At 63.7% G+C, this 23514-nt stretch carries 38 protein-coding genes; 25 read left to right on the top strand and 13 right to left on the bottom strand.

Translation table 11 applies throughout. From position 1 onward, the window contains the following. Positions 1-65 precede the first annotated feature (65 nt). A complete protein-coding gene (locus tag HU230_RS14350) occupies positions 66-203 on the top strand; it encodes a hypothetical protein (protein ID WP_176531105.1) in 138 nt (45 codons plus the stop codon). Between the two features lie 58 nt (positions 204-261). Here HU230_RS14350 and HU230_RS14345 read toward each other — a convergent pair whose 3' ends face one another. The 3 genes from HU230_RS14345 to HU230_RS14335 are packed head-to-tail and all read right to left on the bottom strand — an operon-like array spanning position 262 to position 3190. Then, positions 262-1620, bottom strand: coding sequence for a TRAP transporter large permease (locus HU230_RS14345; protein WP_176531106.1), 1359 nt, complete (start codon positions 1618-1620; stop codon positions 262-264). After that, entirely contained in the window at positions 1617-2171 is a 555-nt protein-coding gene (locus tag HU230_RS14340; RefSeq protein WP_176531107.1) for a TRAP transporter small permease, read from the bottom strand. The genes HU230_RS14345 and HU230_RS14340 overlap by 4 nt, the downstream gene beginning before the upstream one ends. Continuing rightward, positions 2168-3190 (bottom strand): TRAP transporter substrate-binding protein, encoded by a 1023-nt coding sequence (locus tag HU230_RS14335; RefSeq protein ID WP_176531108.1) that lies wholly within the window; start codon positions 3188-3190, stop codon positions 2168-2170. Before HU230_RS14335 ends, HU230_RS14340 begins: the two co-directional genes overlap by 4 nt. 317 nt (positions 3191-3507) lie before the next feature. On the opposite strand from HU230_RS14335, the gene HU230_RS14330 reads away from it, so the two are divergent. Next, positions 3508-3741, top strand: coding sequence for a pentapeptide MXKDX repeat protein (locus tag HU230_RS14330; protein ID WP_176531109.1), 234 nt, complete (start codon positions 3508-3510; stop codon positions 3739-3741). Positions 3742-3797: 56 nt separating this feature from the next. Here HU230_RS14330 and HU230_RS14325 read toward each other — a convergent pair whose 3' ends face one another. Continuing rightward, complete coding sequence (locus tag HU230_RS14325) at positions 3798-4154, bottom strand: DUF6481 family protein (protein ID WP_173642888.1); 357 nt, start codon at positions 4152-4154, stop codon at positions 3798-3800. A gap of 204 nt (positions 4155-4358) precedes the next feature. After that, a complete protein-coding gene (locus HU230_RS14320) occupies positions 4359-4580 on the bottom strand; it encodes a hypothetical protein (RefSeq protein ID WP_176531110.1) in 222 nt (73 codons plus the stop codon). Positions 4581-4766: 186 nt separating this feature from the next. Here HU230_RS14320 and HU230_RS14315 point away from each other — a divergent pair, with 186 nt between their 5' ends. Continuing rightward, complete coding sequence (locus HU230_RS14315; protein WP_171947595.1) at positions 4767-4943, top strand: hypothetical protein; 177 nt, start codon at positions 4767-4769, stop codon at positions 4941-4943. A 140-nt stretch (positions 4944-5083) separates the two neighbouring features. Beyond that, on the top strand, positions 5084-5389 hold the full coding sequence (locus tag HU230_RS14310; RefSeq protein WP_176531111.1) for a hypothetical protein: 306 nt from the start codon (positions 5084-5086) through the stop codon (positions 5387-5389). Between the two features lie 89 nt (positions 5390-5478). On the opposite strand, the gene HU230_RS43615 is transcribed toward HU230_RS14310, so the two are convergent. Next, positions 5479-5610 carry a hypothetical protein gene (locus HU230_RS43615; RefSeq protein ID WP_275948980.1) on the bottom strand — a complete coding sequence of 44 codons (132 nt, stop codon included), beginning with the start codon at positions 5608-5610 and terminating at the stop codon, positions 5479-5481. A gap of 257 nt (positions 5611-5867) precedes the next feature. Here HU230_RS43615 and HU230_RS14305 point away from each other — a divergent pair, with 257 nt between their 5' ends. From HU230_RS14305 to HU230_RS14295, 3 genes are all read left to right on the top strand, one after another. After that, on the top strand, positions 5868-6083 hold the full coding sequence (locus HU230_RS14305) for a hypothetical protein (protein WP_050402491.1): 216 nt from the start codon (positions 5868-5870) through the stop codon (positions 6081-6083). 177 nt (positions 6084-6260) lie between these two features. Beyond that, positions 6261-7175 carry a 2-dehydro-3-deoxygalactonokinase gene (locus HU230_RS14300; protein ID WP_176531112.1) on the top strand — a complete coding sequence of 305 codons (915 nt, stop codon included), beginning with the start codon at positions 6261-6263 and terminating at the stop codon, positions 7173-7175. A gap of 11 nt (positions 7176-7186) precedes the next feature. Beyond that, on the top strand, positions 7187-7822 hold the full coding sequence (locus tag HU230_RS14295; protein ID WP_176531113.1) for a 2-dehydro-3-deoxy-6-phosphogalactonate aldolase: 636 nt from the start codon (positions 7187-7189) through the stop codon (positions 7820-7822). Between the two features lie 27 nt (positions 7823-7849). On the opposite strand, the gene HU230_RS14290 is transcribed toward HU230_RS14295, so the two are convergent. Further along, entirely contained in the window at positions 7850-8155 is a 306-nt protein-coding gene (locus HU230_RS14290) for a hypothetical protein (protein ID WP_092114532.1), read from the bottom strand. A 260-nt stretch (positions 8156-8415) separates the two neighbouring features. Between HU230_RS14290 and HU230_RS14285 the strand changes: the two genes are divergently transcribed. Next, complete coding sequence (locus HU230_RS14285) at positions 8416-8829, top strand: SRPBCC family protein (RefSeq protein WP_176531114.1); 414 nt, start codon at positions 8416-8418, stop codon at positions 8827-8829. Positions 8830-9437: 608 nt separating this feature from the next. Then, positions 9438-9641, top strand: a complete 204-nt coding sequence (locus tag HU230_RS14280; protein WP_176531115.1) for a hypothetical protein — start codon at positions 9438-9440, stop codon at positions 9639-9641. 455 nt (positions 9642-10096) lie between these two features. On the opposite strand, the gene HU230_RS14275 is transcribed toward HU230_RS14280, so the two are convergent. From HU230_RS14275 to HU230_RS14255, 5 genes are all read right to left on the bottom strand, one after another. Next, complete coding sequence (locus tag HU230_RS14275) at positions 10097-10552, bottom strand: DUF992 domain-containing protein (RefSeq protein ID WP_176531116.1); 456 nt, start codon at positions 10550-10552, stop codon at positions 10097-10099. A gap of 1115 nt (positions 10553-11667) precedes the next feature. After that, a complete protein-coding gene (locus tag HU230_RS14270) occupies positions 11668-12222 on the bottom strand; it encodes a hypothetical protein (RefSeq protein WP_176531117.1) in 555 nt (184 codons plus the stop codon). A gap of 80 nt (positions 12223-12302) precedes the next feature. After that, the gene (locus HU230_RS14265) at positions 12303-12569 is read right to left on the bottom strand and encodes a hypothetical protein (RefSeq protein WP_176531118.1); all 267 of its coding nucleotides are present in this window, start codon (positions 12567-12569) and stop codon (positions 12303-12305) included. 116 nt (positions 12570-12685) lie between these two features. Then, positions 12686-13873 carry a tyrosine-type recombinase/integrase gene (locus HU230_RS14260; RefSeq protein WP_176531119.1) on the bottom strand — a complete coding sequence of 396 codons (1188 nt, stop codon included), beginning with the start codon at positions 13871-13873 and terminating at the stop codon, positions 12686-12688. A gap of 223 nt (positions 13874-14096) precedes the next feature. Next, positions 14097-14390, bottom strand: coding sequence for a hypothetical protein (locus HU230_RS14255; protein WP_210284696.1), 294 nt, complete (start codon positions 14388-14390; stop codon positions 14097-14099). Between the two features lie 159 nt (positions 14391-14549). Between HU230_RS14255 and HU230_RS14250 the strand changes: the two genes are divergently transcribed. Next, entirely contained in the window at positions 14550-15137 is a 588-nt protein-coding gene (locus HU230_RS14250; RefSeq protein ID WP_176531120.1) for a hypothetical protein, read from the top strand. Here HU230_RS14250 and HU230_RS14245 read toward each other — a convergent pair. Further along, positions 15082-15309, bottom strand: a complete 228-nt coding sequence (locus HU230_RS14245; RefSeq protein ID WP_234633872.1) for a helix-turn-helix domain-containing protein — start codon at positions 15307-15309, stop codon at positions 15082-15084. The genes HU230_RS14250 and HU230_RS14245 overlap by 56 nt on opposite strands. Positions 15310-15483: 174 nt before the next feature. Between HU230_RS14245 and HU230_RS14240 the strand changes: the two genes are divergently transcribed. From HU230_RS14240 to nusG, 15 genes are all read left to right on the top strand, one after another. Continuing rightward, positions 15484-15723 (top strand): hypothetical protein, encoded by a 240-nt coding sequence (locus HU230_RS14240; RefSeq protein ID WP_176531122.1) that lies wholly within the window; start codon positions 15484-15486, stop codon positions 15721-15723. 124 nt (positions 15724-15847) lie between these two features. Next, complete coding sequence (locus tag HU230_RS14235) at positions 15848-16147, top strand: hypothetical protein (RefSeq protein ID WP_029083913.1); 300 nt, start codon at positions 15848-15850, stop codon at positions 16145-16147. Between the two features lie 11 nt (positions 16148-16158). Continuing rightward, on the top strand, positions 16159-16326 hold the full coding sequence (locus tag HU230_RS14230; protein ID WP_176531123.1) for a hypothetical protein: 168 nt from the start codon (positions 16159-16161) through the stop codon (positions 16324-16326). Further along, a complete protein-coding gene (locus HU230_RS14225) occupies positions 16323-16589 on the top strand; it encodes a DUF2312 domain-containing protein (protein ID WP_176531124.1) in 267 nt (88 codons plus the stop codon). Before HU230_RS14230 ends, HU230_RS14225 begins: the two co-directional genes overlap by 4 nt. Next, positions 16589-17071, top strand: coding sequence for an HNH endonuclease (locus HU230_RS14220; protein ID WP_173642935.1), 483 nt, complete (start codon positions 16589-16591; stop codon positions 17069-17071). The genes HU230_RS14225 and HU230_RS14220 overlap by 1 nt, the downstream gene beginning before the upstream one ends. After that, positions 17068-17508 (top strand): LexA family transcriptional regulator, encoded by a 441-nt coding sequence (locus tag HU230_RS14215; RefSeq protein WP_224924435.1) that lies wholly within the window; start codon positions 17068-17070, stop codon positions 17506-17508. Before HU230_RS14220 ends, HU230_RS14215 begins: the two co-directional genes overlap by 4 nt. Then, positions 17505-19424, top strand: coding sequence for a methyltransferase-A70 family protein (locus tag HU230_RS14210; protein WP_176531125.1), 1920 nt, complete (start codon positions 17505-17507; stop codon positions 19422-19424). Before HU230_RS14215 ends, HU230_RS14210 begins: the two co-directional genes overlap by 4 nt. Before the next feature lie 102 nt (positions 19425-19526). After that, complete coding sequence (locus tag HU230_RS14205; RefSeq protein ID WP_176531126.1) at positions 19527-19913, top strand: hypothetical protein; 387 nt, start codon at positions 19527-19529, stop codon at positions 19911-19913. Then, positions 19910-20461, top strand: coding sequence for a DUF7220 family protein (locus HU230_RS14200; protein WP_176531127.1), 552 nt, complete (start codon positions 19910-19912; stop codon positions 20459-20461). The genes HU230_RS14205 and HU230_RS14200 overlap by 4 nt, the downstream gene beginning before the upstream one ends. After that, positions 20458-20667: a hypothetical protein gene (locus tag HU230_RS14195; protein ID WP_176531128.1), complete on the top strand. Its 210-nt coding sequence runs from the start codon at positions 20458-20460 to the stop codon at positions 20665-20667. The genes HU230_RS14200 and HU230_RS14195 overlap by 4 nt, the downstream gene beginning before the upstream one ends. Continuing rightward, positions 20667-20912: a hypothetical protein gene (locus HU230_RS14190; RefSeq protein WP_176531129.1), complete on the top strand. Its 246-nt coding sequence runs from the start codon at positions 20667-20669 to the stop codon at positions 20910-20912. Before HU230_RS14195 ends, HU230_RS14190 begins: the two co-directional genes overlap by 1 nt. Beyond that, the gene (locus HU230_RS14185) at positions 20909-21124 is read left to right on the top strand and encodes a hypothetical protein (RefSeq protein ID WP_176531130.1); all 216 of its coding nucleotides are present in this window, start codon (positions 20909-20911) and stop codon (positions 21122-21124) included. Before HU230_RS14190 ends, HU230_RS14185 begins: the two co-directional genes overlap by 4 nt. Beyond that, a complete protein-coding gene (locus HU230_RS14180) occupies positions 21111-21407 on the top strand; it encodes a hypothetical protein (protein ID WP_176531131.1) in 297 nt (98 codons plus the stop codon). The genes HU230_RS14185 and HU230_RS14180 overlap by 14 nt, the downstream gene beginning before the upstream one ends. A 58-nt stretch (positions 21408-21465) precedes the next feature. Then, positions 21466-22719, top strand: coding sequence for a helix-turn-helix domain-containing protein (locus tag HU230_RS14175; protein WP_176531132.1), 1254 nt, complete (start codon positions 21466-21468; stop codon positions 22717-22719). A gap of 2 nt (positions 22720-22721) precedes the next feature. Next, complete coding sequence (gene nusG / locus HU230_RS14170) at positions 22722-23381, top strand: transcription termination/antitermination protein NusG (protein ID WP_176531133.1); 660 nt, start codon at positions 22722-22724, stop codon at positions 23379-23381. Positions 23382-23514: the final 133 nt, after the last annotated feature.

Raw genomic sequence — 23514 nt, 5'->3', positions numbered from 1 at the left:
ACCGCATCTTGCGGTCTTGAGTTTTGTTCCTGTTTCGTTCATATTGGGCATTCCGGGAGAATGCCATGGACGCCGAGCGAGACCGCGAAATCATCAGGCTCTGGAATGAGCTCCGCCGGCTGCAGCGCGAGGGACGTCCAACGGCGCTGATGGTCCGCCGGATCGAGAAGGCCTTGGCTGCGAGGGAGCAGAAGGCGGCCTGAAGCTCCGGTTTGACGCGTTTGCTTCAGGCGACCGGTACCTTGTTCGTCCGAAAACGGCTTAGCGTCCGCCGTCCGGCCCCATCACCAGATTGGGCAGCCAGGTCGAGATCTCCGGGAAGAAGCATAGCATCAGCACCGCGAACATCATCAGCAGCACGAAGGGCAGCGTGCCCCAGATCACCTCGCTCAGGGGGATGTCGGGCGCGACGTTGCGGATGACGAAGATGTTGAGCCCTACCGGCGGGTGGATCAGGCCCATCTCCATCACGATGGTCATGACGACGCCGAACCAGATGATGTCGAACTCGGCGGCGCGGAGCGGCGGCAGGATGATCGGCGCGGTCATCAGGATGATCGAGACCGGCGGCAGGAAGAAGCCGAGCACGATCACCATCACGAGGATCGCAAACAACAGCTCCCAGCGCGGCAGGTGCATCGCGACGATCGCCTCCGCCGCCGATTGCGAGATGTGCAAATAGCTCATCACATAGGAATAGAGCAGCGACATGCCGATGATCAGCATCAGCATGGTCGATTCACGAATGGTGGATTTCAGGATCGGCGATAGATCGCTGGGTTTCCACACGCTGTAGATCACGGCGATCAGTCCGAGCGCCAGGAGGCCGCCGAGGCCGGCAGTTTCCGACGGCGTCGCGTAGCCGCCATAGAGCGCGATCATCACGCCCGTTAGCAGCAGCACGAACGGGATCACGCGCGGCAGCGCGCTGAAGCGTTCGGCCATGGTGAACTCGTCGCGCTGCAGGATCGCGGCATCCTTGCCGGTCGCGTCGTAGACGGCGCGGGCCATGGCGTATTCCTTGCGGAACCGGAACACGGCGTAGAGGCCGAACAACGACACCAGCAGCAGTCCGGGGCCGATGCCGGCCAGAAACAGCCGTCCGAGCGATTTCTCGGCGGCGACGGCAAACAGGATCATTGTGATCGAGGGCGGAAGCAGGATGCCGAGCGTGCCGCCGGCGGCGATGATCCCCGCGGCAAAGCCGCCGGAATAGCCGCGCTTGCGCATCTCGGGGATGCCGGCCGAACCGATCGCCGAGCAGGTCGCGGGCGAGGAACCGGCCATCGCCGCGAACAACGCGCAGGCGAACACGTTGGCGACGCCGAGGCCGCCGGGCACGCGGTGCAGCCAGGCATGCAGCGCCGAGTAGAGATCCTGGCCGGCGCGGGATTTGCCGATCGCCGCGCCCTTCAGGATGAACAGCGGGATCGACAGCAGCGTGATCGAGGCCATCTCCTCGTAGACGTTCTGGGTCACCGTATCCAGCGAGGCCGCCGGCATGTAGATCGCCATGAAGGCGACGGCGACCGCACCGAGCGCGAACGCGATCGGCATGCCGGAGAACATCGCAAACAGGGTGGCAAGCCCGTAGGAGACGCCAATACCAAACACGGTCATCGGCGCGCGCCACCGGTCAGCGGAATGAGGATTTGCAGAAGGAGCTGCACGCAGAGCAGCGTCATGCCGAGCGCCATCAGCCCGTAGGGGATGGCGAGCGGCGGCGACCACATCGAGTTGGACACCTGGCCGTCGACATAGGCTTCGTGCGCCAGGGTCCAGGACTTCCAAGCGAAGAAGGTGCAAAACGCGAAGCTTGCGACATCGACCAGCCACAGCCTGATGCCGTTGGCGCGGGCCGAGAGCAGGCCGACGAACGCCTCGATGCTGACATGGCCGCGCTGGCTCTGCACATAGGCCGAGGTCATGAAGGTGGCGCCGACCAGCAGGAACACGGCGGCCTCGTCCTGCCAGTAGTTCGGGCTGTGGAACAAAGCGCGGCCGAGCACGCTGTAGCTCAGGATGACGCAGGCCGCGATCAAGGCCAGCGCGGCGAACACCACGATGATGTTGTTGCAGACGGACAGCGCCCGCCCGAGCAGAGCCACGGGTGCATTGCCGGTGGCCGTGCTTGGGGTTTCGGCTTGATCCGCGACCGGACCATGCATCATGCGGCGACGTCGCTTGCGAGCTTCAGCAGGTTGGCGGCAGTCGTCGTCTTGGCACCATAGTCCTTCCAGGCGGTATCGCGCGCGATGTCGCGCCACTTGCCGACAATGGCGGCGTCGAGCGCGCTGACCTTGGCGCCTGCCTTTTCATAGACCTTGGTGACTTCGGTATCGTCGTCCTGCGCCCCCTTGCGGCCGAACGCCTCGAGCTCGGCGCCGACAGCGAGGATGATGTCCTGCTGGTTCTTCGGCAGCTTGTCGAAGATCGCCTTCGACATCATCAACGGCTCCAGCATGAACCAGTAGGAGGCGCCGGCGCCCGAGGTCAGCGACTTCGCAACTTCCTCGAGGCGGAACGAGATCAGGCTGGTGGAGGAGGTGATGCCGGCATCGCAGGCGCCGGTCTGCATCGCGGCGTAGATCTCGTTTGAGGGCACCGATAGCACGGCGGCGCCGGCGGTCTGCAGCACCATGTCCATCTCGCGCGAGCCGCCGCGCACCTTGAGGCCCTTGGCGTCTTCGGGCGCCACGATCGCCTTGGAGCGGCTGGCGACGCCGCCGGCCTGCCAGACCCAGGAGATCAGCAGAATGCCCTTGTCGGCAAGGAAGTCGCTCAGCGCCTTGCCGACGGGCTCCTTCTTCCAGCGCAGGCCCTGGTCGTAGGTCGTGACCAGGCCCGGCATCAGGCCGATATTGGTTTCCGGCAATTCGCCGCCGGCATAGGGCATCGGATAGAGGCTGAGATCGAGCGCGCCCTTGCGCATCGCCGAGAACTGCGCGTTGGTCTTGATCAGCGAAGAGTTCGGATAGACCTCGGCAGTGAGGTCGCCGCCCGAGCGCTTGGCGACCTCGGCCGCGAACATCCGGCACAGCCTGTCGCGGAAATCGCCCTTGTCGATGGTGCCGCCGGGGAACTGGTGCGAGATCTTCAGCGTGGTCGCGGCATGCGCGGTCCCGACACCCATCCGCAGGACGGCGGGTGCGGCGAGGGCGGAAGCGAGGACGTGGCGACGTGTGAGCATGGTTGTTCCCCTGAAGAGCTTCTTGAGTGGCTGTTAGACCGGCGCGGAGCTTTAGCTTAGCCGGTCTTCGCGTGAAACTTCTCTAGTCTGATAGTTCGAGGCGCCCTGTTAGTGCGGGCCGGCAGGCGGTCGCAAGTCTTGCCGTTGCTGCGGCGCACACTGCGCCGCCGCCCGATCCTCGCGCGATGAGCGATGGGCGTACGCGCCGGGATGCTTCAAGAATTTGTTATTGAAGGTAACAACCGGCGGCGCAAGTGCGTCGAGGAGAGAGCGGCAAGTCGTCGCGCTCACATTCGACCACACAAGGGATCATCATCATGACCACCAAGACCGGCCTCGGCCTTTCCGCCGCGCTGCTCTCGTTCAGCCTCGCGCTTGCGCCCGCCGCCTTCGCTCAGGACAAGATCGGCAAGGACGATGCGATGAAGAAGGAAGGCACGATGTCCAAGGATGCCATGAAGAAGGACGACGGCATGATGAAGAAGGACGACGCCATGAAGAAGGATGGCGGCGCGATGATGAAGAAAGACGACGGCATGAAGAAGAGCTGACCGCCGCCACCGCTCATCCTTCACAGGCCCGCCGCCGTGGCGGGCCTGGTTGCGCCTCAGCGCTTCTTCTTGCCGCGCTCCTTGCGCGCCGCGTAGCGGGCGTCGCGCTTGGCCTTCTGCTCGGCCTCGAGCGCAGCCAGTCGTGCGGTTTCCTCTTCCTTCTCCCGCGCAATGCGGGCGGCCTCGGCTGCGGCGGCCTCTTCCTCGCGGCGCTTCCGTTCGGCCTTCTCGATCTCACGGGCTTCCCTGGCCTTGGCGCGGCGTTCGGCGATAGCCGCGCGCTCCTCGGCCCGTGCCTTCACGGTCGGATCGTCAGCGCCCGGCTGGGTGCGAAACTTGTTGAGGAGGTTTTGCCGCGCCTGCAGGGCCGCTTTCTGGCGGTCGGCAAAACCCGGTTCCTTGAAGCCACTCATAGAGGAAGCCTGCTGCTTTCTGTTCGTTGATGGATGGGGTTCGGTTCGGCGTTCAATAAGTGAATGGCAGCGAAAAGGCCAGTGGTGAACGAGGGGCTGTGGAGCAAAGGAGATATGAGCGGACAGCAAATGGCCGGCGGCGGTGTTTGCGCCCGGCTGGCGACCGGCGTGGTGAGTGGTTGGTCACCGAACCTGCCGACAGGCCTAGCCGCGCTGAAACTGCTCGCGCCGGCCATTGCCGAGCACCTTGGCGACTGTCTCGGCGGTCATCGCGCTCCGGTCCGAGGCGCGCTGCGCTTCCAGCCTGTCGCGCGCCTTTTCGGTGATCAGGTGGCTGATCAGCCGCAATCTGCTGGTCTCGTCGACAGCTTCCGAGAGCAGCTGCCTGTAACGCTGATAATCGTAACTCGCCTGTTGTTCGCTCACCGGCACGCCCCGCACACGCGCTCCACTCAGCGAGCAGTTTTTCGCGAGTCGCGCGAGCCCGCAATGGAATTGCAGGGCCGATCGCTGCGGGCGCGCATTTCGTTGTGCGACTGTTGCAGAATTGATCGCACGCAACCGTGCAAACGGTCATGATGCGGGCGATAGCAAGAGGGAACCGAAGCGGCCATGAGCGAATCCGAAGACGGAGGCAACCGCCGCGGGGCGCTGATCGGACTGCTGGTCGCGGTGGTCATGCTCGCGGTCGGTCTCTGGCTTGCGCATGACCTGACGGCGGCGAGCAAGATGCAGGACTGCCTGATGTCGGGCCGGACCAACTGTAATGTGATCGAGCCGGCGCGCTGACCCTGCCTTGCGGCAGTGCAATATCGCTCCCACATCGAGCCCAAAGACTCGGGCTGAACCGTTTGGTCCCGGTTGTGACTGCGGTCACACGCGGGCAGGCGGGCTGCCTCGACTCCCAGAGATCGGCGGGAACCAAGGCCATGATGTCTAAGCTGTGGTCCGGAACGGGCGCGGCACTGGCCGCCGCAGCCGCGGCGGGTGTCGTTTTGGTAGCGTATCTATCCCTGACGCTGGCGTCGCCAGAACCGGTGTCGAGCGCGGCGCTCGGGCCGGCTTGGCAATGCAGCCGGGTGGCTTTCGTGCTGACCACCTGCACGCGGGCGGACGAGGATGAACAAGAGGCCAGGGCTGAGCGCGAGGTCAAGGCTGAGCGTGAGGTCAAGACCGAGGGCGAGGTCAAGACGATCCCGGTGCGGGCCAAGGACGATTGTCCGCCGGAACCCTAGCATTCTTTGTTTCTGAGGTATCGCCTTCACGCTGACGGCTACCCACTTCGCGCGAGAGCGCTCCGGCCGGGCCGCGGCCGTATTTCAAACTATTTCTTGGTGGCGCCACGCGGCTTGATGGAGAGGCCAAGGCGCATCGCCATCTTCTTGATTCGCTCCGGCGAACGGCCGGTCGCCTTCACGACCTCCTCCAGCGACTTGGAGGAGCGCGCTAATTCCATCAGTCGTCGGTCCTCCTTGAACGACCACCGCGGCTTTCGGGCCATCTTGTTGGTATCCTTGTGCATTGCTGGGCAACAAAGCCGCCAGGCGGGGTCGCCTGACGGCCTTGCCGGTGTGGGCCCGGACCTTGGGGAAATGTCCGGTGGATAAGCAATACTGCTTCCGGATCAGGTCGCAATTGAAACCGAAATTTAACCTAACCTATCAAGGTTACTTGCAAGGATACTTGGTTGGATAGAGCGTGGCAGGAGGCCTTATGCGCAAGGTCGCCATTTTGAGTGCCGCAGCATTTTTACTGTCCGGTTGCTGGTCCGACCCGGAGGTCACGGGATCGACCAACAGCTGCGCGGCCAATCTTTACAGCCAGTACAATCCCAAGGTCATGGATCAGTGCGTCAATGCCTGCATCAAGTGTGACCATGGCAACGTCACGACCTGCACGACCTCCTGTACGCTGAAGGGCGCGCGGTAACCGATCCGCGCACTCACCGACGCGAACAGGGGCCGGCGGTCGCATGCGCGCGCGTTCGCGTGATCGCGCGGCGTCGCGATATTGGCGCGCCTTGCGCAGCGTGATGAACGCCGTTATCGCGTCTGGTCAGCGGCGCCATCGCCGAGCCGGAAACCAAAAAGCGTGGAGCAGAGCGCGATGAGCGGGCCTTCCTATGTCGCGGTCGATTGGGGCACCAGCAGCTTCCGGCTCTGGCTGATGAGCGCTGGCGGCGAGGTGTTCGGCGAACGGCGCAGCGCCGAGGGCATGACGGTGGCCGCCAGGGCCGGCTTTGTGTCGGTGCTGCAATCGCATCTCGACGCGCTGGGCGCGGCGGCCAACCTGCCGGTCGTGATCTGCGGCATGGCCGGCGCGCGGCAGGGCTGGGTCGAGGCCGGCTATGTCGACACACCGGCGCATCTCTCCGATATCCTCAAAGGCGCCGTCGTGGTCAGCGGGCAGCCGCGCGATATCCGCATCCTGCCTGGGATTGCACAGCGCGATGCTGCGGCCCCTGACGTGATGCGTGGCGAGGAAACCCAGTTGCTCGGCGCGCTCGGTCTGGATGGGCCGGGTGAGGCCCTCGTTTGCATGCCGGGAACCCATTCCAAATGGGTGCGCCTGCGCGGTGGAACGGTCGAGCGCTTTGCGACCTTCATGACCGGCGAGTTGTTCAGCGTGGTTGCGCGCGACACCATTCTGTCGCATGCCGTCGCCGGTGCGGAAGAGGCCGTTGATACCGATGCGTTCCGCTCTGCTGTCATCGAGGCGTTCGCAACGCCGGCGCTATCGGCCAATTTGCTGTTTCGGGTGCGATCCCGGCAGTTGCTGTTCGGCGGCAGCGCGCAGGCGGCCCGTGAGACGATCTCCGGCACGTTGATCGGTGCCGAGCTCGCGGCCGGCCTTGCGGAGCGGAGGCGAGCGACGCCGGTTACGCTGATTGCATCGGGCCGGCTGCAACGGCTCTATCGGATCGCGCTCGAAAGCCTTTCGATTCCGCTCAACGTGATGGATGCGGAGGAGGCGGTTCGCCGTGGCCTCGCCGGCGCCGCGGCGGCGATCTGGACCAATTGAGGGATCAACGCATGAGCATTCCGTTTCCTCCGATGAAGCGTCCGCTGGTCGCGATCCTGCGCGGCGTCAAGCCGGACGAGGCCTTGGGCATCGTGAGCGCGCTGCTCGAGGCTGATATGACCGCGATCGAGATTCCGCTGAACTCGCCCGAGCCGTTCCGTTCGATCGAGATTGCAGCGAAGCGGGCGCCTGCTGATGTCCTGATCGGCGCCGGCACGGTGCTGACCGCGGAAGACGTCGATCGTCTCCATGACGCCGGCGGACGCCTCATGGTGTCGCCGAACGTCGATGTCGACGTGTTGGCGCGCGCGCAGCACCACGCGATGATCACGATGCCCGGTGTGTTCTCGCCGACGGAAGCGCTGCTCGCCGCACGCGCGGGCGCCTCGAGCCTGAAGTTCTTTCCGGCAAGCGTGCTCGGCGCTTCCGGCATCTCGGCGATCCGCGCCGTGCTGCCGCCGGATGTGATGCTCGCCGCGGTCGGCGGCGTCTCGGACCAGAATTTCGCGGAATACGTGAAGGCGGGCATTCGCGCCTTCGGTCTCGGCAGCAGCCTCTACAAGCCGGGCATGACGGCCGCCGATGTTGCGGTCAGGGCGAAAGTCACGATCGAGGCCTATGACAGGGCCGTGCAGGGCGCGAGCTAGGCCCGGTCCGTAATTCTTGACCGCGGGCTAATCGTCGCGCTTTCCGCCGTCGATCACCCTGAATAGCGGGGCTGCCTCGCGAGGATTCTCGAGCAGCTCTTCGACCATGGCGATCGCGGCCGCGACGTATTTCCCGGTCGCGGCGTCCAGCGGCCGTTCGGCTTCGTCTGCCAGCGCGAGCTTGGCGCCTTCGAGCAGTTTGCGGGTGCGGATGGCGGACTCGTCGCCGGAGGTCAGGGCGGCGCGCGCGATCGATCGCAGCACGAACAGCTCGCCCTCCAGCCGCAGCAGGCGGTCGTTCAGCTTGCTCAGCACAGTATTCAGGTTCCGCATGTCGTCCTCTCCGGGCGTTGGACCCGTCTTCCATACACGGTCATTCCTGACGAAATTCTTGTGCCGGCCACACACCATTTGGTTTGTTGAACGGCGTCGCCGGCCGCCTCATGTTTCCGGCGGCCCTGGCTCGCGCTGTCGTCCGGCGGAGCGATTTGTGGATCACGGCGAATAGCACTAGTAGAGTGTCCGCGGTCCGGCGGCCCCGGCCGGGTGCCGTGGGCGCATCCGCTTCATTTAGGAACGACGAAGGAACGCATATGAAGATTGCCGTCGAAACGATCGTTGCCGCGCCGATCGCAGATGTCTGGCGCGCCTACACCACGCCCGACGACATCAAGCAGTGGAATGCGGCCTCCGACGATTGGCACACCACTGCTGCGACCGTGGACCTGCGCGCCGGTGGCGCATTCTCGTCGCGGATGGAAGCCAAGGACGGCAGCATGGGGTTCGATTTCGCCGGCACTTACACCAAGGTCGAGGCACCCCGGCTGCTCGAATATGCGTTCGGCGACCGCACCGCGCAGGTCGCGTTCACGCCTGAGGCGGGAGGCGTCAAGCTGCAGGTCAGCTTCGACGGCGAGGATACCCATTCGGTCGAGCAGCAGCGCGGCGGCTGGCAGGCGATCCTGGATAATTTCAAGCGCTACGTCGAGGCAAAGCAGCGGTCCTGATCCGGCCACTGGAAGCGACGTGATCGATGCAGCAAGGGTCTGGCAGCTTGTGCTGCCAGCGAGACTGCAACCAAGCGCAAGCGGATCGACCAGATGCTGGAAGAATTGAGAGCCGGCGGGGTCTATATGAGAATGGCGCATCGGCCGAGCAAACGGGCGAGGTGATCGTTCTCTCGGCGCGATCGCGAAGGTCGTCAGGAGCAAATGCGATGCGTTGTGTCTTGGCACTTGGCCTACTGGTCATCCTGTGTGTGTCTGCGAGCGCCGCAACACGGCGTCACTCCCACACACGCCAACCCGCAACCGTTCGTTCGCTCACGTCTGCAACGCCGTCGGCGCGCTTCGCCGTTCCTGGCTGGAGCGACGAGGCGACGCGGCAATGGCTCGACCGCGCGTCGGAAAATGCCGGCCGAGGCGGATAGTGCGGTAGCCCCTTGGCGCCATACTCAATCGGCGTCGTCCTCCTCGGTTCCCCGAGAGTTCGATGCCGAGCGCCCGCTGTATTGCCGGGGAACGCTCGCGGCCCTTCTCGTGCTCACGCCTTCGCTTTCACGTAGTTCCTTCCGCGCGCGCCGTGCGGTTCGCATCGCTCGCTTGATGTTTGAATCATGCGAGTCCTCGTCGAAGAAGAGGACGATCTCGCAGCTTGGGCACTGACGCGAGTAACCGTTCTGCAGCCGCTTGGCGCGATCACGAAAGACGTTCTTGCAGCGAGTGCAACGGATCTGGACGGAGTCTTCCATATCGATCCCAAAATATCGACGAACAATGAGCGCGGTGGCAACCGCTTTGAGGAAGCAATTCCAGATTAAGAAATCACGAAACACGCCGCCCAAGATCGCTGCGAGAATCGGAACCTGCAACGTGGCGAACAGAATACGTTCGGCATCTCAAGCGCCGTCGGAACTTTGTTCACGCACGGAGAACTACGGAATCGTTTCGTGCGCTGAATGATAAAGAACAAGACGCGGTCTCAGAGCAGACTGTGCGCCTCAAAAAAGAAAAGCCTCAGCGCGTGGGCCGCGCTGAGGCCAAGTTGACACTTTGGTCGTGAGGCACCGTCACCAGCGCCTCGGTGCTTAACCTACCTTTGTTTCTCTGCAGCCAAATAGCCCATATGGGCCATGATCGTTGGCACAGAACGTGCAGAGTTGGAGCTGTCAGGATTTTGCATCACCTTCCTGGGGCTAGGAGCAGCGCCGTCCGCCTATATTTCAAGCGGGCGGCGTTGTGCATTTCGGCAGCCGGTACGTGGCTTCGATCAGGATCAGCGATCCATCGGCCGAATTTCCAGGCTCTCGATCTTGACCGGCGGAGTCGAGAAAGCATCCTCGTTCAACGGAAGCAGCGTGATCGGAGTATTCGTGCCGCCGGTGAGGACATTGTCGCCCGCGCCGCTTTCGTGCGCGTAACTGCCGGCGAGTTGGTCGAGCCCGAGCCACGGCACTGGCGCCATCACCTTCCAGATCAGTGCGACTTCCTCGTCGCCGATGAAAATGCCGAGGTTGGGAATGGCTGCGACGTAACGACTGTCCGGTGCGCTATCGGCATGCAGCACGCAATCGAGATTGGTCACCGCGCCGAGGACGAAGCCGGTGTCGGGGCCGCCGCGACACGCGAGCGTTCCGGCCTGCACCTGTTGTGCCTCAGCGGTTGCGATGGGTGTGGCGAGAACTGCCGCGCCCCACACCGCAACGATGACCCAATGACCCGTTGTACGCATGGCACTGTACAACGCGAATGGACGCGCAATCGGTCCACGCTCTCGCGCGCGGCCTTCGTTGGTGGTTAAGAGAACCTTAGAATTGGGGTCGCTAACGAAACTACGCCGCCGGGCTCGAAATGAATTGTCCCGACGGCGGTCTGTTTCAACCTGGGCCCGCAATCCCAGTGATGTTCTGTCTGCAAGACCGGCGCCAAGGTTCGAGGACCCCGTATTCATACGGGCGTTAGCGTCTCGCGACAGTCTGGTGTTGGCTGCTGACCTTCTTGTGCCCCGGCGGAGGTCCGATTGTCACCCAGACCACCGCGGCAATCACCATTGCCGTCAGGATGGCGCCGACCAAGGGCTGATCGTTGTCCATGCTCCGCGCCTGTTCAGATATGTTGCTCGAGCTTCCGCATCTCCTGCAGGCGAGCCAGGCAGAAATCCCGGTACAATTCGTTGATGAAATCCCACATGACCGAATCCCCTTTTGGTGCAATGACGGGACGCTACCCCGGCTTTGTTTCCGGCCGGCTTCGCGGCTTCCGGAAAATGGCTTCATCGAGGGGGAGTGGCGATCCCGGCAGGATTCGAACCTGCAACCCGCGGAGTAGAAACAAGCAGGTCGCAGACCTGAAATCCGCCACTCGCCAATGCTTTAGCCCGCACTGCCAGCCGGGTTCGGGGATTTTTCCGGGGGGCTGCTGTCGGGCGGCGCACCAATGGCGGCATTTAGCGCCGCGAGGGCGACCCGCCGCCAAAAGGCGCGCTGCTGCTCGGTGTAGAACTGGGGATCATAAAACCTCCCCCCGTTCGCCAGCTCTGCTATTGCAGCCGCAGCTAAGTCGACTTGTTCGGTGTTGAGGGGGGGACGTCGGCAGTTCAAGCGAACCCTGTCTTCCGGTTCGGTTTTCTTCGACAAACGCTGGTGTGTCGATGCCAACGCCCCGCCTTCCGTTGCATGGGGAGGAACGGGAAGCGGCACGGTGATGGTATAGGTCCAGAGGGGGAGGGGCGCGCTCGGCCGCCAGCCTGATCCGGCCAACCTTGCGGCCGTCATGGATCACACGAAGTGGTTCTCGAACTTGTCGCCGGCTATGGCGATTGGGCTCAGGAAGAGATCCAAATCGCTATTACTTTGGCAGCCTCGGCTGGACTTCGGGCTCTAGTTCGGCACACCCTATCTCGTTGCAATTGAGAGAGACGTATCCGCCTATTGCAGAGCTGCTGTCTGAGCGGCGTTCGCCAGACACCCTGTTGATTTCGCCGCGCTGATAGATTTTGACAACATGGGGCTCGCGCACAATCGTCACCAGTCCATAGGTGTCGTTTGTCCCATCTTTTGACTCGATGGTCACTTTTGATACCCCTGGCGCCAAGCCAGTGAAGGCGATGACGTGATCGCTCTTGGGAATCGCCGTCACAAGCAGATCGTCATCAAGACGGACGGCGCTGACCTGGCGTTTGAAATAGACCTGCGTGGTGTCTCTAAACTTCAGGATAATATTGCCGTTTTCCGGTGCTGGAACAACCTCTTGGGTGAGCACGTCTGCACTCGTTGTTGGACCTAGCCGCTCTCGCGGTGGCGGCCCCTTGGGGAGTTTTTCGTCCCTGTCCTGCGCCGAGGTGGGCCCTGCGCACGACAGCGCGAAAACAGTCAGAAGCATCGCGGATTTAAGAAGTCTCATTGTAAAATCCCCAAAATAATGACCCAACATGGCACAAAAGGGGATGAAATGCCAGTGCCGGCTGGGATCAAGCCGACCCCCTAATCTTTATGGCAAACAAGGCGGCGAGGTTGTTCAGGGCCGACCTCTGACATCAAATACGCAGGCTCTCGCCGTTGCCGGAAGAGACGTTCGGCCATGTCTCCATCGCATCGCTTGATCTTCGTCACGTAGTCGCACCACTCATTCGGGCGGGGCGGACGAACCCTTGAATCTTGGTCAGGGCATGGCCTTTGATCGAACATGAACTCTTCTGCAAAAGCATTACCCGATAACAACAATGCTGCCGCTAAGATGAACAGCTTCATCGAAATTCCTCCCTGAAATGGAAGAACGCTACCACAACTATTCGTCGAGCAATAGGATCGATAGGATAAGGGCAACACCCGCGCGGCCCTGCCGGTTCTCACGCGCGGTATGTCACTTAGTTGCCGCTTTCCTTCTCGCTCCTTTTCGGCTGATGCTGCTCGAGCAGCTCGCGCTGGCGCTGCTGCGCCTCCGCCGTGCGCTCCATCGCTGCGCGGACATCGTCGACGGTCGCGCCCGTGTAGAATTCGGAGGTGATAGCAATGGTGGAATGGCCGAGCAGTTCCTGCACAATGCGCAGATTGCCGGTCGCGCGCAGCGTCCGCATGCCCGTCGTGTGGCGCAGGTCATGAATGCGGGCGTTCACGCCGGCCTTTTCCCATTTTCGTTTTTTGTTTGAGGCGAAGCCGGTCGCAGTGATCGGGTAGCGCTGGCCCTTGACCAGGTCGCCGAGTTTGCGGCCTTTCCTGGTGCGATTTTTCCAGGTGCGCTGCGCCTTGTAGGTGAACACATACTCCGGATGGTGGCCGCGCCGGCGCCAAAGGATCGCATACGATTCGCGCGAGAGTGGAATGATCCGCGGTTCGTCACCTTTCGTTACGACGCTGATCGTGCCGAGCTCGAAATTGACCTGCGGCCATTTCAGGAGGAGGTTTTGCCGGCGCAAGCCAGTGATGATCGCGAACTGGCGCAGCTCGGCAAAGTCAAAGCCCTCAGTCTCGTCGAGGCGGCGCTCCTCGCTCGGTAGCAGCTCGCGGACCGGGCGTTTTTTCTGTTTCAAGCGGTGCTTTTTCCAGGTCGGCTCGCTCGGTAGGATCGCGTTCCAGTTCTCTTTCGCCCGCCGCATCACGCGGCGCAGCAGATCCAGTGTGCGATTGACCGTCGAGGGGGTGATCTGCCGATAAAGGATTCTCGCTCTGCCGTTCTCGACGATAGTGCGATCGCGCCGGCGATCCTTCCGGCGCTCGGCGACGAGGTTCGCGACCGTGTCGTCGATAATGTCCTGCAGCAGCGTCTTGCCGCCGATGATTTCGACGATGCGATCGAGCGCGGATTTGATCTTGAGGTCGGCCAGGTTCTGGCCGTGTTCATCCCACCAGCGTTCGCAGGCGCGCTGGAGCGTCAGCGGTCCTCGGCGGGCGGCAAGCCAGCCGGCGACGAGCTCGCGGGCGCGGTCCTTTTCCTCCGCCTCGGCTGCACGCGCGTCACTCTCGCTCTCGCACCCGGTTGACCCGGAAAAGCGATAACCTTTGATCTGGAAATCGAAGTGCCAGAATGGGCTTTTGGCGGGGCGATAGACGGACATGGCGTTGTATCCTCGAGCGCCTGCAGGAAAGCCTCGACGTCCGAACGGGTGAAGACGCGGCGGGGCTTGATACGGCCTTTGCCTTTGATGCGGCAGGTCAGTTTTTCGTCGGCAATATGCCGCGCGATCGTGGTCCGGTCCATCGGCATCAGACGCGCGAGCTGGGGGACGTCGATCAATGCGAAGGCGGAGAAATGCGCGTCGAGCGCCTGCGGTAGCGCCGTCATGGTGCGGCCTTTGCTTTGCGTTGCAGGCGATCGTCGACTATCTCGGCCAGGCCGCGGGCGACCAGACGGGCTGCGGTGTCGTCGCGCAGGGTGCGGGCGCCGAGCCGCCAGCCGCCGCGCGGGCGGCGGACGAAATGATGGCCGAGAGCGAGCAGGCGGAGTGTGACAGGCTGTCCCGAAATGGCGCTGCTTCGCGCGATGCGTGCGCGGGGCGGAATTGCAACAGGTTGCGGAACCGCGCCGCCTGAATCTTCTGGTTGCATAGGGGCGGGAGCGACCTTGTCGCTCAATTCACACCCGTAAGTTTGCGGAATAGGCATCTAGTTGATTGTCCAAATAGAAACATTCGCGTTTCCGGCGAGCGTGACCGGAGGGCAACAACAATCACAAAACGTGAATAGACGCAACGCAGACATTTACAGTCTGTGAATGCTTTTGGAAAAACAACAATGAAAACACTTATGTCGAGCCGTCCGCGGTCGTCGGAGGCAAACCGTCACCTTGCTTTGCAGCTCGCGATCCAGCTGCCTGATTCTACCGACGACGCGCGCCAGGTCGTCGACGAGCTCGCCGTCCTGCTCGAAAGCTACATGACGCAGCCGGGACCTCGGCCGCTCTGGGAGCGGCAGGTCATGGCGCTCGATCCGCCGTACCAGGCCGGGCCGGCGCTGTTCTGGACCGTGGCGCTATTTTTGCTGACGATGCCGATCGTCACGGCACTGGTCGCGCTGGTTGGCGTCCAGGCGGTCGAGATCCCTTTCATGGTGCCGCTGGCAGCCGGTTGCTCGATCGTGTTCGGCCGCCGTTATGGCGTCCTGGTCGGCGCCCTGGCGGCGCTCGCGCATAATTTGCTGATCGTGCCGCCCGCGCTGGAGCTGTCGATGCCGACCGCGCTCGAGCTCGTCTTTGGTGGTTGCTATGCCGGTGCGGCGATCATTGTGCCGACCATTGCCAAATACGCGGCGGCGCTGCGGGCTGCGGCTATGAGCGCTTGCGTGCGGCTCGCTCCAGCGTCTGGATCGCCGTCGCCAGGTTAACCGGCAGATCGGATGCCATGCCGCGATAGATCCAATTGAGGCCGACGCCGGTCGCCTTGCAGACCTTGAGCGCGGCGTCGATCGTGATGCGTCGGCCGCCTGTCTCGTAATTATTCCATTGCGGCGCGTCGATCCCGACCAGGCGGCACCAGGCCGCCTGGTTTAATTTCATCGCCTCGCGCGTCCGCTTGAGGCGATGCGCAACTGCCTCGTTACTCTCGGGATTTTGGTCTGCTGATGTTGCCGCCATGACGGGCGGCAATGTCGCCGATGCTGCCAACATTTACCATTTACCCAATGTGAACAGTTTGGACATTCACAATACGTGAAGTATGGTCCGGACGTCATGAATGATTCGCGGTTCAAAAAGCTCGGCACTGCAGCCGAGGTCGTCGACGCGGTCGGCGGCACCTTCAAGGCTGCGGAAATTGCTGAATGCAAACCGCCGGCGATCTCCAACGCGATCGCGCGCGGCCGGCTGCCTTCTCCGACATTTCTGATTTTCGACGCCGAGCTCGCCGAGCGCGGTTTCAAGGCGCCGCCGGAGCTCTGGGGCATCCGGTCGCCTCGTCGCAAACGTCGCTAACGGTTTTTCGCACAGGGGCAACATGGGGCGAGAGGCTACACAAGTTCCGGCCGGGAGCGCAAAAAAGCGGACCGGCCAACTGGCCGGACAAAAACGGCCAGCTGGCCGGACGATCGCGCCGGCGATGCAGGTTTTCCGCCGGCTTTTCCCGCATCAGACCGCGGCCGAGCTCGCGATCCGAACCGGGGCCGAGATCCGCCATTGCGAGCGCTGCCTCGCCGGCGACCGGGATCTCGGCAGCGCCTTTCAAGCCAAGCTGCTGCAGTCCGACGTCGGCGACAAGATCCTCGACGCGATCATGGGCGAGGCGCGGCCGGCTTGGTGGGTCGGATTCAAAAAGCAGCTCGAGCTCTCGAAACTGGTCAAGGCGCAGGCCGAGCTCGGCCGGCAGATCGAGTCCATGCAGCGCGGCATGGCGGATTAACGGGGCAAACCATGGGGCATGACACACTCGCCGGCGTCGACGTCAACGATCTGCGCTTTCTCATCATGATGGGCTGCGTTCTGCTCGTCGCCGCCTTCGCTGCGGTCGGCGCCGCGATGCAACCTTTCCTCGATCGTCGCCGTGACGCCGGCGCCGGCTTCCGTTGGACGCGCCGATGACCAGGACACCGGCCGCAGAAACCCGCGCGACGACGATCGCCAAAGACCAGCTGAAATCGATCATCGAGCGCGTCGAGCGCCTGATCGAGGAAAAAAAGACGATCGCCGACGACATCAGCGACGTCTACGCCGAGGCCAAGGGCAACGGCTTCGACGTCAAGGCGCTGCGCGCGATCATCAAGATGCGCCAACAGGACCCGATCGAGCGCGAGGCGCATGAGACGATCCTCGATACCTACATGCAGGCGCTGGGGATGCTGTGATGCACGGTTCTTTCGCGAGCGTCCGGCCAAGTGAATCCATCTCGATCGAGCGGCTACTCGACTCCGGGCTGACGCCTTGGCGCCGGATCATTCTGTCGGCGCGCGATAATATCTGGTCGCTGGTCGACGCCTGCGATTACGACTGGCTGTCGAGAAATACCTGGAATGTGTCTTGGGGCTCGCGCACGCCATGGCAGCTTTACGCAAAGCGCAACGTCGGGCCGGATCGGGCGACCCTGCGTCAACATCGCGAGATCAAGATCGTCCGCGATCCGCGCTCCGAGAGGTTCATGCGGACGCATCACGTCGACCACGGCAACGGGCAAACGCTCGATAACCGCGACGACAATCTCTCCTGGTGCACTCACAAGCAGAACATGAAGAACCGCCGGCCGCGCGCGGCGATCCCTTCGCTCGAGCAGATCGTGCTCGAGCTGATGCGCGTTCATGACATCCCGTTTCCGCAGGAGGTTCCGTTTTGACCGACGTTCCCGCATCCGATGGCATGGGGCTGACCGCCCGTATGGTCGACGCGTTGAAAGCGATCACTGAATTTGTCGGTCGCCATGGAGCGATGCCGACGCGCCGCGCGCTGGCCGACGTGATGGGCTGTAATCCGAACAACGCCAACCGCCTGATGGATAGCCTGGTCGAGCGGGGTGAGCTGTCGGCCGTGACGCGGCGCGGCTGGGTCGCGGTTGCTGGTTTCGGCCGCGACGGCGTCCTGATCTCGGTCCGGCCGCATATCGCGGCGCGGCTCGCGGCCTATTGCGCGGCGAACGGCGAGAAGGTGACGGCCGTCGCCGATGACGCGATCCAGCTGCATCTCGACCAGCTCGAGGGCGACGTCGCGACTGTCGTGCCCTGCGGCGACGGCGTCGCCATTGTCGTCGACGACGAGGAGGGCGCCGCGTCGTGACCGAGCTCGTTCGATATGAAGCGGCGCGCAAGGCGCTGGCCGAGGCCGTCGCGGTCGACGAGGTCCAGGAGATCCGCAGCCAGGCCGAGGCGATGCGCCACTATGCGCGCCAAGCGAAGGACCGCGACCTCGAGATCCAGGCGGCGCAGCTGCGTTTCCGCGCCGAGCGGCGCCTCGGCGAGATGATTGTCGCGCAAAAGGAAACGGTCGGACTCAATACCGGATCGCGCGGCCAGCTGCGCGGCCGGAACGTTTCTGGCGGTTCGGTCTCGGAACAGCCAGAAGATGACCGGCCAACGCTGGCCGAGGCTGGGATCGACCGCAAACTGTCATCCAAGGCGCAGCGCCTGGCCGCAATGCCGGCGGCCGAATTCGAGGCGGCGCTCGATCGTCACCAGGAAGAAATGCGCGCCGGCGTCGCCCGTGTCGCGATGGACCTGGCAAAGGTCGGCGCCGAGGAAAAGGGTAGGGAGCATCGCCGCAACGTGGCGCAAGCGCTCTCTGACGCCTCGGCTCTGCAGCCGACCGGCCGTAAATACCCGATCATTTACGCTGATCCGCCGTGGCATCGAAACCAGGGCGTCACCAGCCGCTCCTACGAGAACCATTATCCGACCATGCCGTGGTCGGAGATCTGCGATTTGCCGGTGAAGGACATGGTCCTGCCGGATGCCTGGCTGTTTCTCTGGATTCCGCGCGCGCACCTGCTCGCCTGGCACGAGGCCGAGATCGAGGCGACGGATCTGCGGACCGGCGAGGTCATCAAGGTCCGTGCGCAGATGCCGCTCGCCTCGGCGGTGGCGCTGTCATGGGGCTTTGACTCCTACTCGACCGCGTTCGTCTGGACGAAAAACGACGAGGAGCATCCGACCGAGGCCGGCGGCGCCGTCCTGGTGCGTGACCAGGACGAGCTGCTGCTGCTGTTCAAGCGGGGGAAGGGCCTTCCGAAACCGGGGAGCGGCGAAAAGTTCGGCTCCAACCATCGTGAGCGCTCGAGGCCGCTCGGTCATTCGCGCAAGCCGGAGCATTACCGGCGCATGATCGCCGCCATGAGCGGCGGAGTGCCGGCACTCGAGCTGTTTGCGCGCGTCGACGCTGAGCATCCGCTGCCGCCTGGCTGGGATGCATGGGGCAACCAGGCGGCGACAGCTGCGCTCGACGAGACTGCGGCGCGCGTCGCGGCCTTTTGCGCCGATGGTCCCGCCTGGGTGACGCGCGACGAGGTCATCGCGGCCGACCGTGCCGCGCTAGAGCAATTCAATTCCCAAGCGATCGCCGGCGAGAGCTCGGCGCCTGACGGGGCGCCGGCGGGTGTAGAACCGCCGCGCGATCGGACTGCCGATGGTCGGTCATCGGACGAGGCCGCAACGGGTAGCCATAGCGCTGCGGCCTCACAGTTAGCGGACGCCGGAGCTCACGCCGGCGATCGTCCAGCCCTTTCGGCCGATGTTGCCTCGTCGCCGATCGGGAAAGTCGTTTCGAGCGTCGCCGTTGCCGGCCGCGCCGATACAGCCGAGCCGCCGGCGAACCGACCTGGACGCGACATTCTCGACGACGGGCTCGATATCCCGGAATTTCTGCGCCGGACGCCGAAGCCGGCGCCGGATCTCGTCGTCTCGCAAACCGAAATGGATCTCGCGCGTATCGACCGCGCGCCGACCGAGGTCGTCGACGATCGTCTGCAAACGCGGTTGCCGCTGACCGAGGACGAGCTCGATATGCAGGCCGCGTTGCTCGCGATCGACGCCGGCGCGCGGATCGACGGCGACATGGTCCGGCATCTGGTCGGCGCAGGTTTCGCGCATTGCTCAACGTCGAGCGTCAAGGTCAGCGACGCCGGCCGCGAATTCCTGGCGCAGCTCGTCACGTCGCCGGCGCCGGCCGAAGCCGGTCGCGCGCCACAAATCGGAGGGTGAACGGATGGACGTTGGAGCTCATGCCGGCGGCTGCCTGATCTGGGCCTATCTGATTATCTTGGTCCTCGGCGTGACCGCGATCGTTTGTCTTAGCGGTGCGCTGTGACCGACAAAGTCGCTCTATTCCGGCAGATCGCCGCGGTCGAGAACGAGATCAAGGATCGCGGCGCCGGCGCGCGGTCGAGGCTCGATCGCTCGGCGTCGCAGCGTCAATGCGACGGCCTCGAGGCTGGCGCGAAAACGCTGCGCTGGCTGCTGCAGAACGCGGCGCGCATTGCCGCAGCGGCGCCGCTGCCGGCTTGCGCCATTTCGATGACCAGGCAGGTCACTGCCGTCGAGACCGAGCTCAAGGATCGCCGCAGCGGCGCGCGCAGCAAGCTGAGCTCGGCGGCGGCCGCTTATCAACGCGACGGCCTCGAGGCCGCGGCGAATACGCTGCGCTGGTTGCAGCAAAACGAGGCGAGCATCAGGGGAGCATTGCGGCAATGAAGCAAACGAAACTGGCATCACTGGCAGAGAGCGCGATCAACGTCTTGGTTGGTTTCGGCATCAGCCTTGCCGCGCAGGTCTATTTCCTGCCGCTGCTTGGCGTCACGGTCTCGATCGGCCAGAACGTTATGTTTGCGCTAATCATGACCGCGATCTCGATCTGCAGGTCGTATCTGCTGCGCCGGCTATTTGAGGCGCTGCATATCCGCCGACCGCTGTCGCCGTTCGTGCAAGCTGTTATCGCCGAACGCTTTCGCCAGGTCGAGCGCGAGGGTTGGTCGACCGAGCATGACGACGGATACGATCGCGGCACGCTGGGCCGGGCTGGCGCTGCGTTCATTCTGCACGCCGGCACGGAATCGCCTGCGGTCCCTCACGAATGGCCCTGGACGCGCGAATGGTGGAAGCCGGCCGGCTATCGTCGCGACCTGGTCCGCGGCGTCGCATTGGCGATCGCCGAGGGCGAGCGGTTCGATCGCAACAGGAATCCGACCGGAGTGCCGGCGCGCTTGAGGCGACCGCTCGCGACGCAGGAGCAGCGGCAATGACGCAGCTCGAGATCGCCGCGATCGCGGTCGGCGCGTTCGCGCTGTTCATGTTCGGCTATTCGCTCGGTTGGATGCAGCGCGGTCGGCTCGGCCGGCGTGACGATGCGCGCGATACGGCTTGGCTGCCGGGCGAGCGTCTTGAGCGGATCGCCGGCGATGCCGCTGGCGAGGATCATCTCGAGGCGCGCTTTCGGAGGGCTTCCTAATGAAGGTCTCCGCAGATCGGGGCAATCCTGATTTCTGGCCGCTGCATTTTTCTGGCCCGTCGCCGACCGTGTTTCTTGACGGTCGCGAGGTCAGCAACGTCCGATATGCCGACGACGAGGCCGGCATGATCGAGGTCTTTCAATTCACCAAGAGCAATGCCGCGATGGTTTGCGCGTGCGGCGAATTCGCCTTGTCCCGGCTGCTGTTCGGTGAGGTCGCTATTCTCGGACGGCGGCGCGCATGAGCTCGACGCGGCACAAGTGGGGCGAGAAAATCCGATTTCCGCTCAAGACCGAGCAGCAATGCGTCCGCTGCGACATGGTCAAGGTCGGCCGGCGCGAGGGCGGTCCTGCGGGCTATTGGGACGAGTTCTGGCGCGACGAGGAGCGCATCCATTGCACGGCGACGCCGCCCTGTGATGCGCGGCGTGAGGCGGTTGCAGTTGCGGCGGCCTGACGCGATCGTGTGCTGCCTGGCTGGCGAAGGGCCGGAGGCGATGATTCTGGCCGAGGTCATCTGCCAGCTGGTCGTCAAGGGCGCGGAGCTCGGCGAGCTCGAGGAATACGAGATCCCGGATCGCGACGCGATCGCCGCCGGCGCAGTCAATCCGCCGCGGCTCAAGCGCCTCGGTTTCCGTCGCGAGTGGCTCGAGCGGCTCGGCGTCGCGATCGAGCGCGACGCGATCTCACGGCTCTCGGCGCAGGACATCGTTTTCCGTCTGCTGCAGCCGCGACCGTGAATTTTCAGTGTTCTGTTGCGTCAGCGTTTTCCCGAATTCTCTTGGTTAGGAAGTTAAGATGACCGCGAAAAGGCGGGCGCGACGCATTGCCTCGGACGAGGCCACGGCATGGGCGCGCAATCTCGAGCTGGGCAATCCTTACGCAAAGAGCGTGCTGCGCGCGCTCGGCGAGTATGTCGACGGCGATGGCATCTGCTGGGTCGGCATTCCGTCGCTGGCGGGGGATTGCGATCTGTCGCAGGACACGGTTCGACGGCGGCTCGCCTGGCTCGAGGAGATCGGCGCGATCGGTCGGACGCCGCAATGGCTCGATGAGAACGGCCGCCGCAATGGTGATGGTCGTGGCAAGCGCACCACGGATCTGATCCGGCTGCTGGTCGACGCGGATATCGACGCGATCGAGGCGCGCGCCGCCGGGCGCAACGTCGACGAAAATCAAGTAAATTCAAGGCCGATTAGCCCTAGCTGGCAGCAAGGGCTAAATTCCGGCGCCGACGACGTTAGCCCTCGGCCAGCACTAGGCCAGCCCTCGCAATACAGCCAGGGCCTAGACTCTTCTGAACCTGAACCGGAGAATCCCCCTAAGTCCCCCTCCGGGGGATTTCCGGATGATCGCGAGACGATCGAGGAAAGTGAACCTGTCGAGTTCGCATCGGTATTCGAGAGCTACGTCGGGCATGAGATCATGCGGCGCGACCTGGCGCTCGAGGAGTTCCGCCTCCTGACGCAGGAGGATCGCGCCTGGTGCGGCCATGCCGTCCCGCTCTACATGGCGAAACTGCGCGAGCTCAAACAGCGTCGGCCGCTGAATTTTCATCTTTGGGTGCGGACGCGCGGGTTTCGGGAATTCCCGGCGCCCGGCGCTGCGCCGGCCAAGGCGGCGCCTCCGCAACGGCGGTTCGTGCAAGGCGACGAGCTCAAGGGCTTGGCAGTGGCGATGCAGATCGCCGAGCGGCGCGAGCTGCGCATCATTCGCGATCAGGATCTCGGCGAGGGCGTCTGGACGCAGCTCGGGCCGCAGGCTGACCTGTCGGCGATGGCCGCGTTTGCCGGCGCCGACCGCGAGTCCTGGCAGGTCGTCGACCTCGGGACGCCGCAGTTTGCCGCCTGGCGCGATCGGCTGGCGCTCTGGACCGGCGCCGAGCCGCAGGCCGAGCGGATCTTCCTCGAGCCGTTTGATCCGAACGTTCACGGCATCTCGTCGTCGAATCCGAATTTCCGTTTGAGGAAGTCAAAGCAGGGCTTTCGCGTGCCGGCGTCGTGGCCGCCGCGGCGCGATGGGACGTGGCAAGTCGCAGGGGAGAGCGAATGAACATGCAATACCGCAAGGGGCAGATCGTCGGATATGTCGAGGCCAGCGGTCGGCTGGCCGTGCCGGCGATGCCCGACAGCTGGCACGTTCTGCAGGTCATGCCTGGGCGTGACGCGAAGGTCATCAAGGCTTTCGCCGAGCGCTGCATCAGCGGATGGTCGCCGATCGTTGTTCATTTCGTCCAGCGGGGCAACGGGCAGCAGGCGCGCCGTCCGCATCTTGGGCGCCGGATCGAAAAGGCGTTTCTGCCGGGCCTGATCTTTTTGCCTGATTTCGAGCTCAGCCGGCTCGGCGAGATCCGCAGCATCCCCGACGTCGACAATCTCCTCAACTTCGGAGAGCTGCGGTCCTGGCTCAACGCGACCGAGATGCAGCTGCTGCGCGATATCGTCAAGATCGAGAACCTGCTGCCGTCGCGCCGCCGTTGGGCGCTTGCGCAGCTGTTCCTGAAATACGGGTTCATTAGCGTTGCGCAGGCCGAGGACAAAACCAAACTGCGGGTTGGTCGGCAGATACGTGTCGCCGATGGCGTGTTCTCCGGCTTACGCGGACTGATCGAGCGAATTGACTCAAATGGACGACTCAGTGCCTACGTCGGTGACGGAAAGCACGGCGTCAAGGTAAGCGGTTTGACCGAGGCGCAGATCGAGCTGATCGACTAATTCGCGGTGCGGTGCATTCGCGGCAGCTCGGCTAAAAGTGCGGAGCCTGATTCCAGGCGGACGCGCGCAGCGCGCCTCAACCATCACCAGATCAAACGCCGATCGCAGTTGCTGCGGTCGGCGTTTTCATTTA

Source organism: Bradyrhizobium quebecense, assembly GCF_013373795.3.
Taxonomy (GTDB): Bacteria; Pseudomonadota; Alphaproteobacteria; order Rhizobiales; family Xanthobacteraceae; genus Bradyrhizobium; species Bradyrhizobium quebecense.
This window is presented reverse-complemented; position numbering and strand designations above follow the sequence as displayed.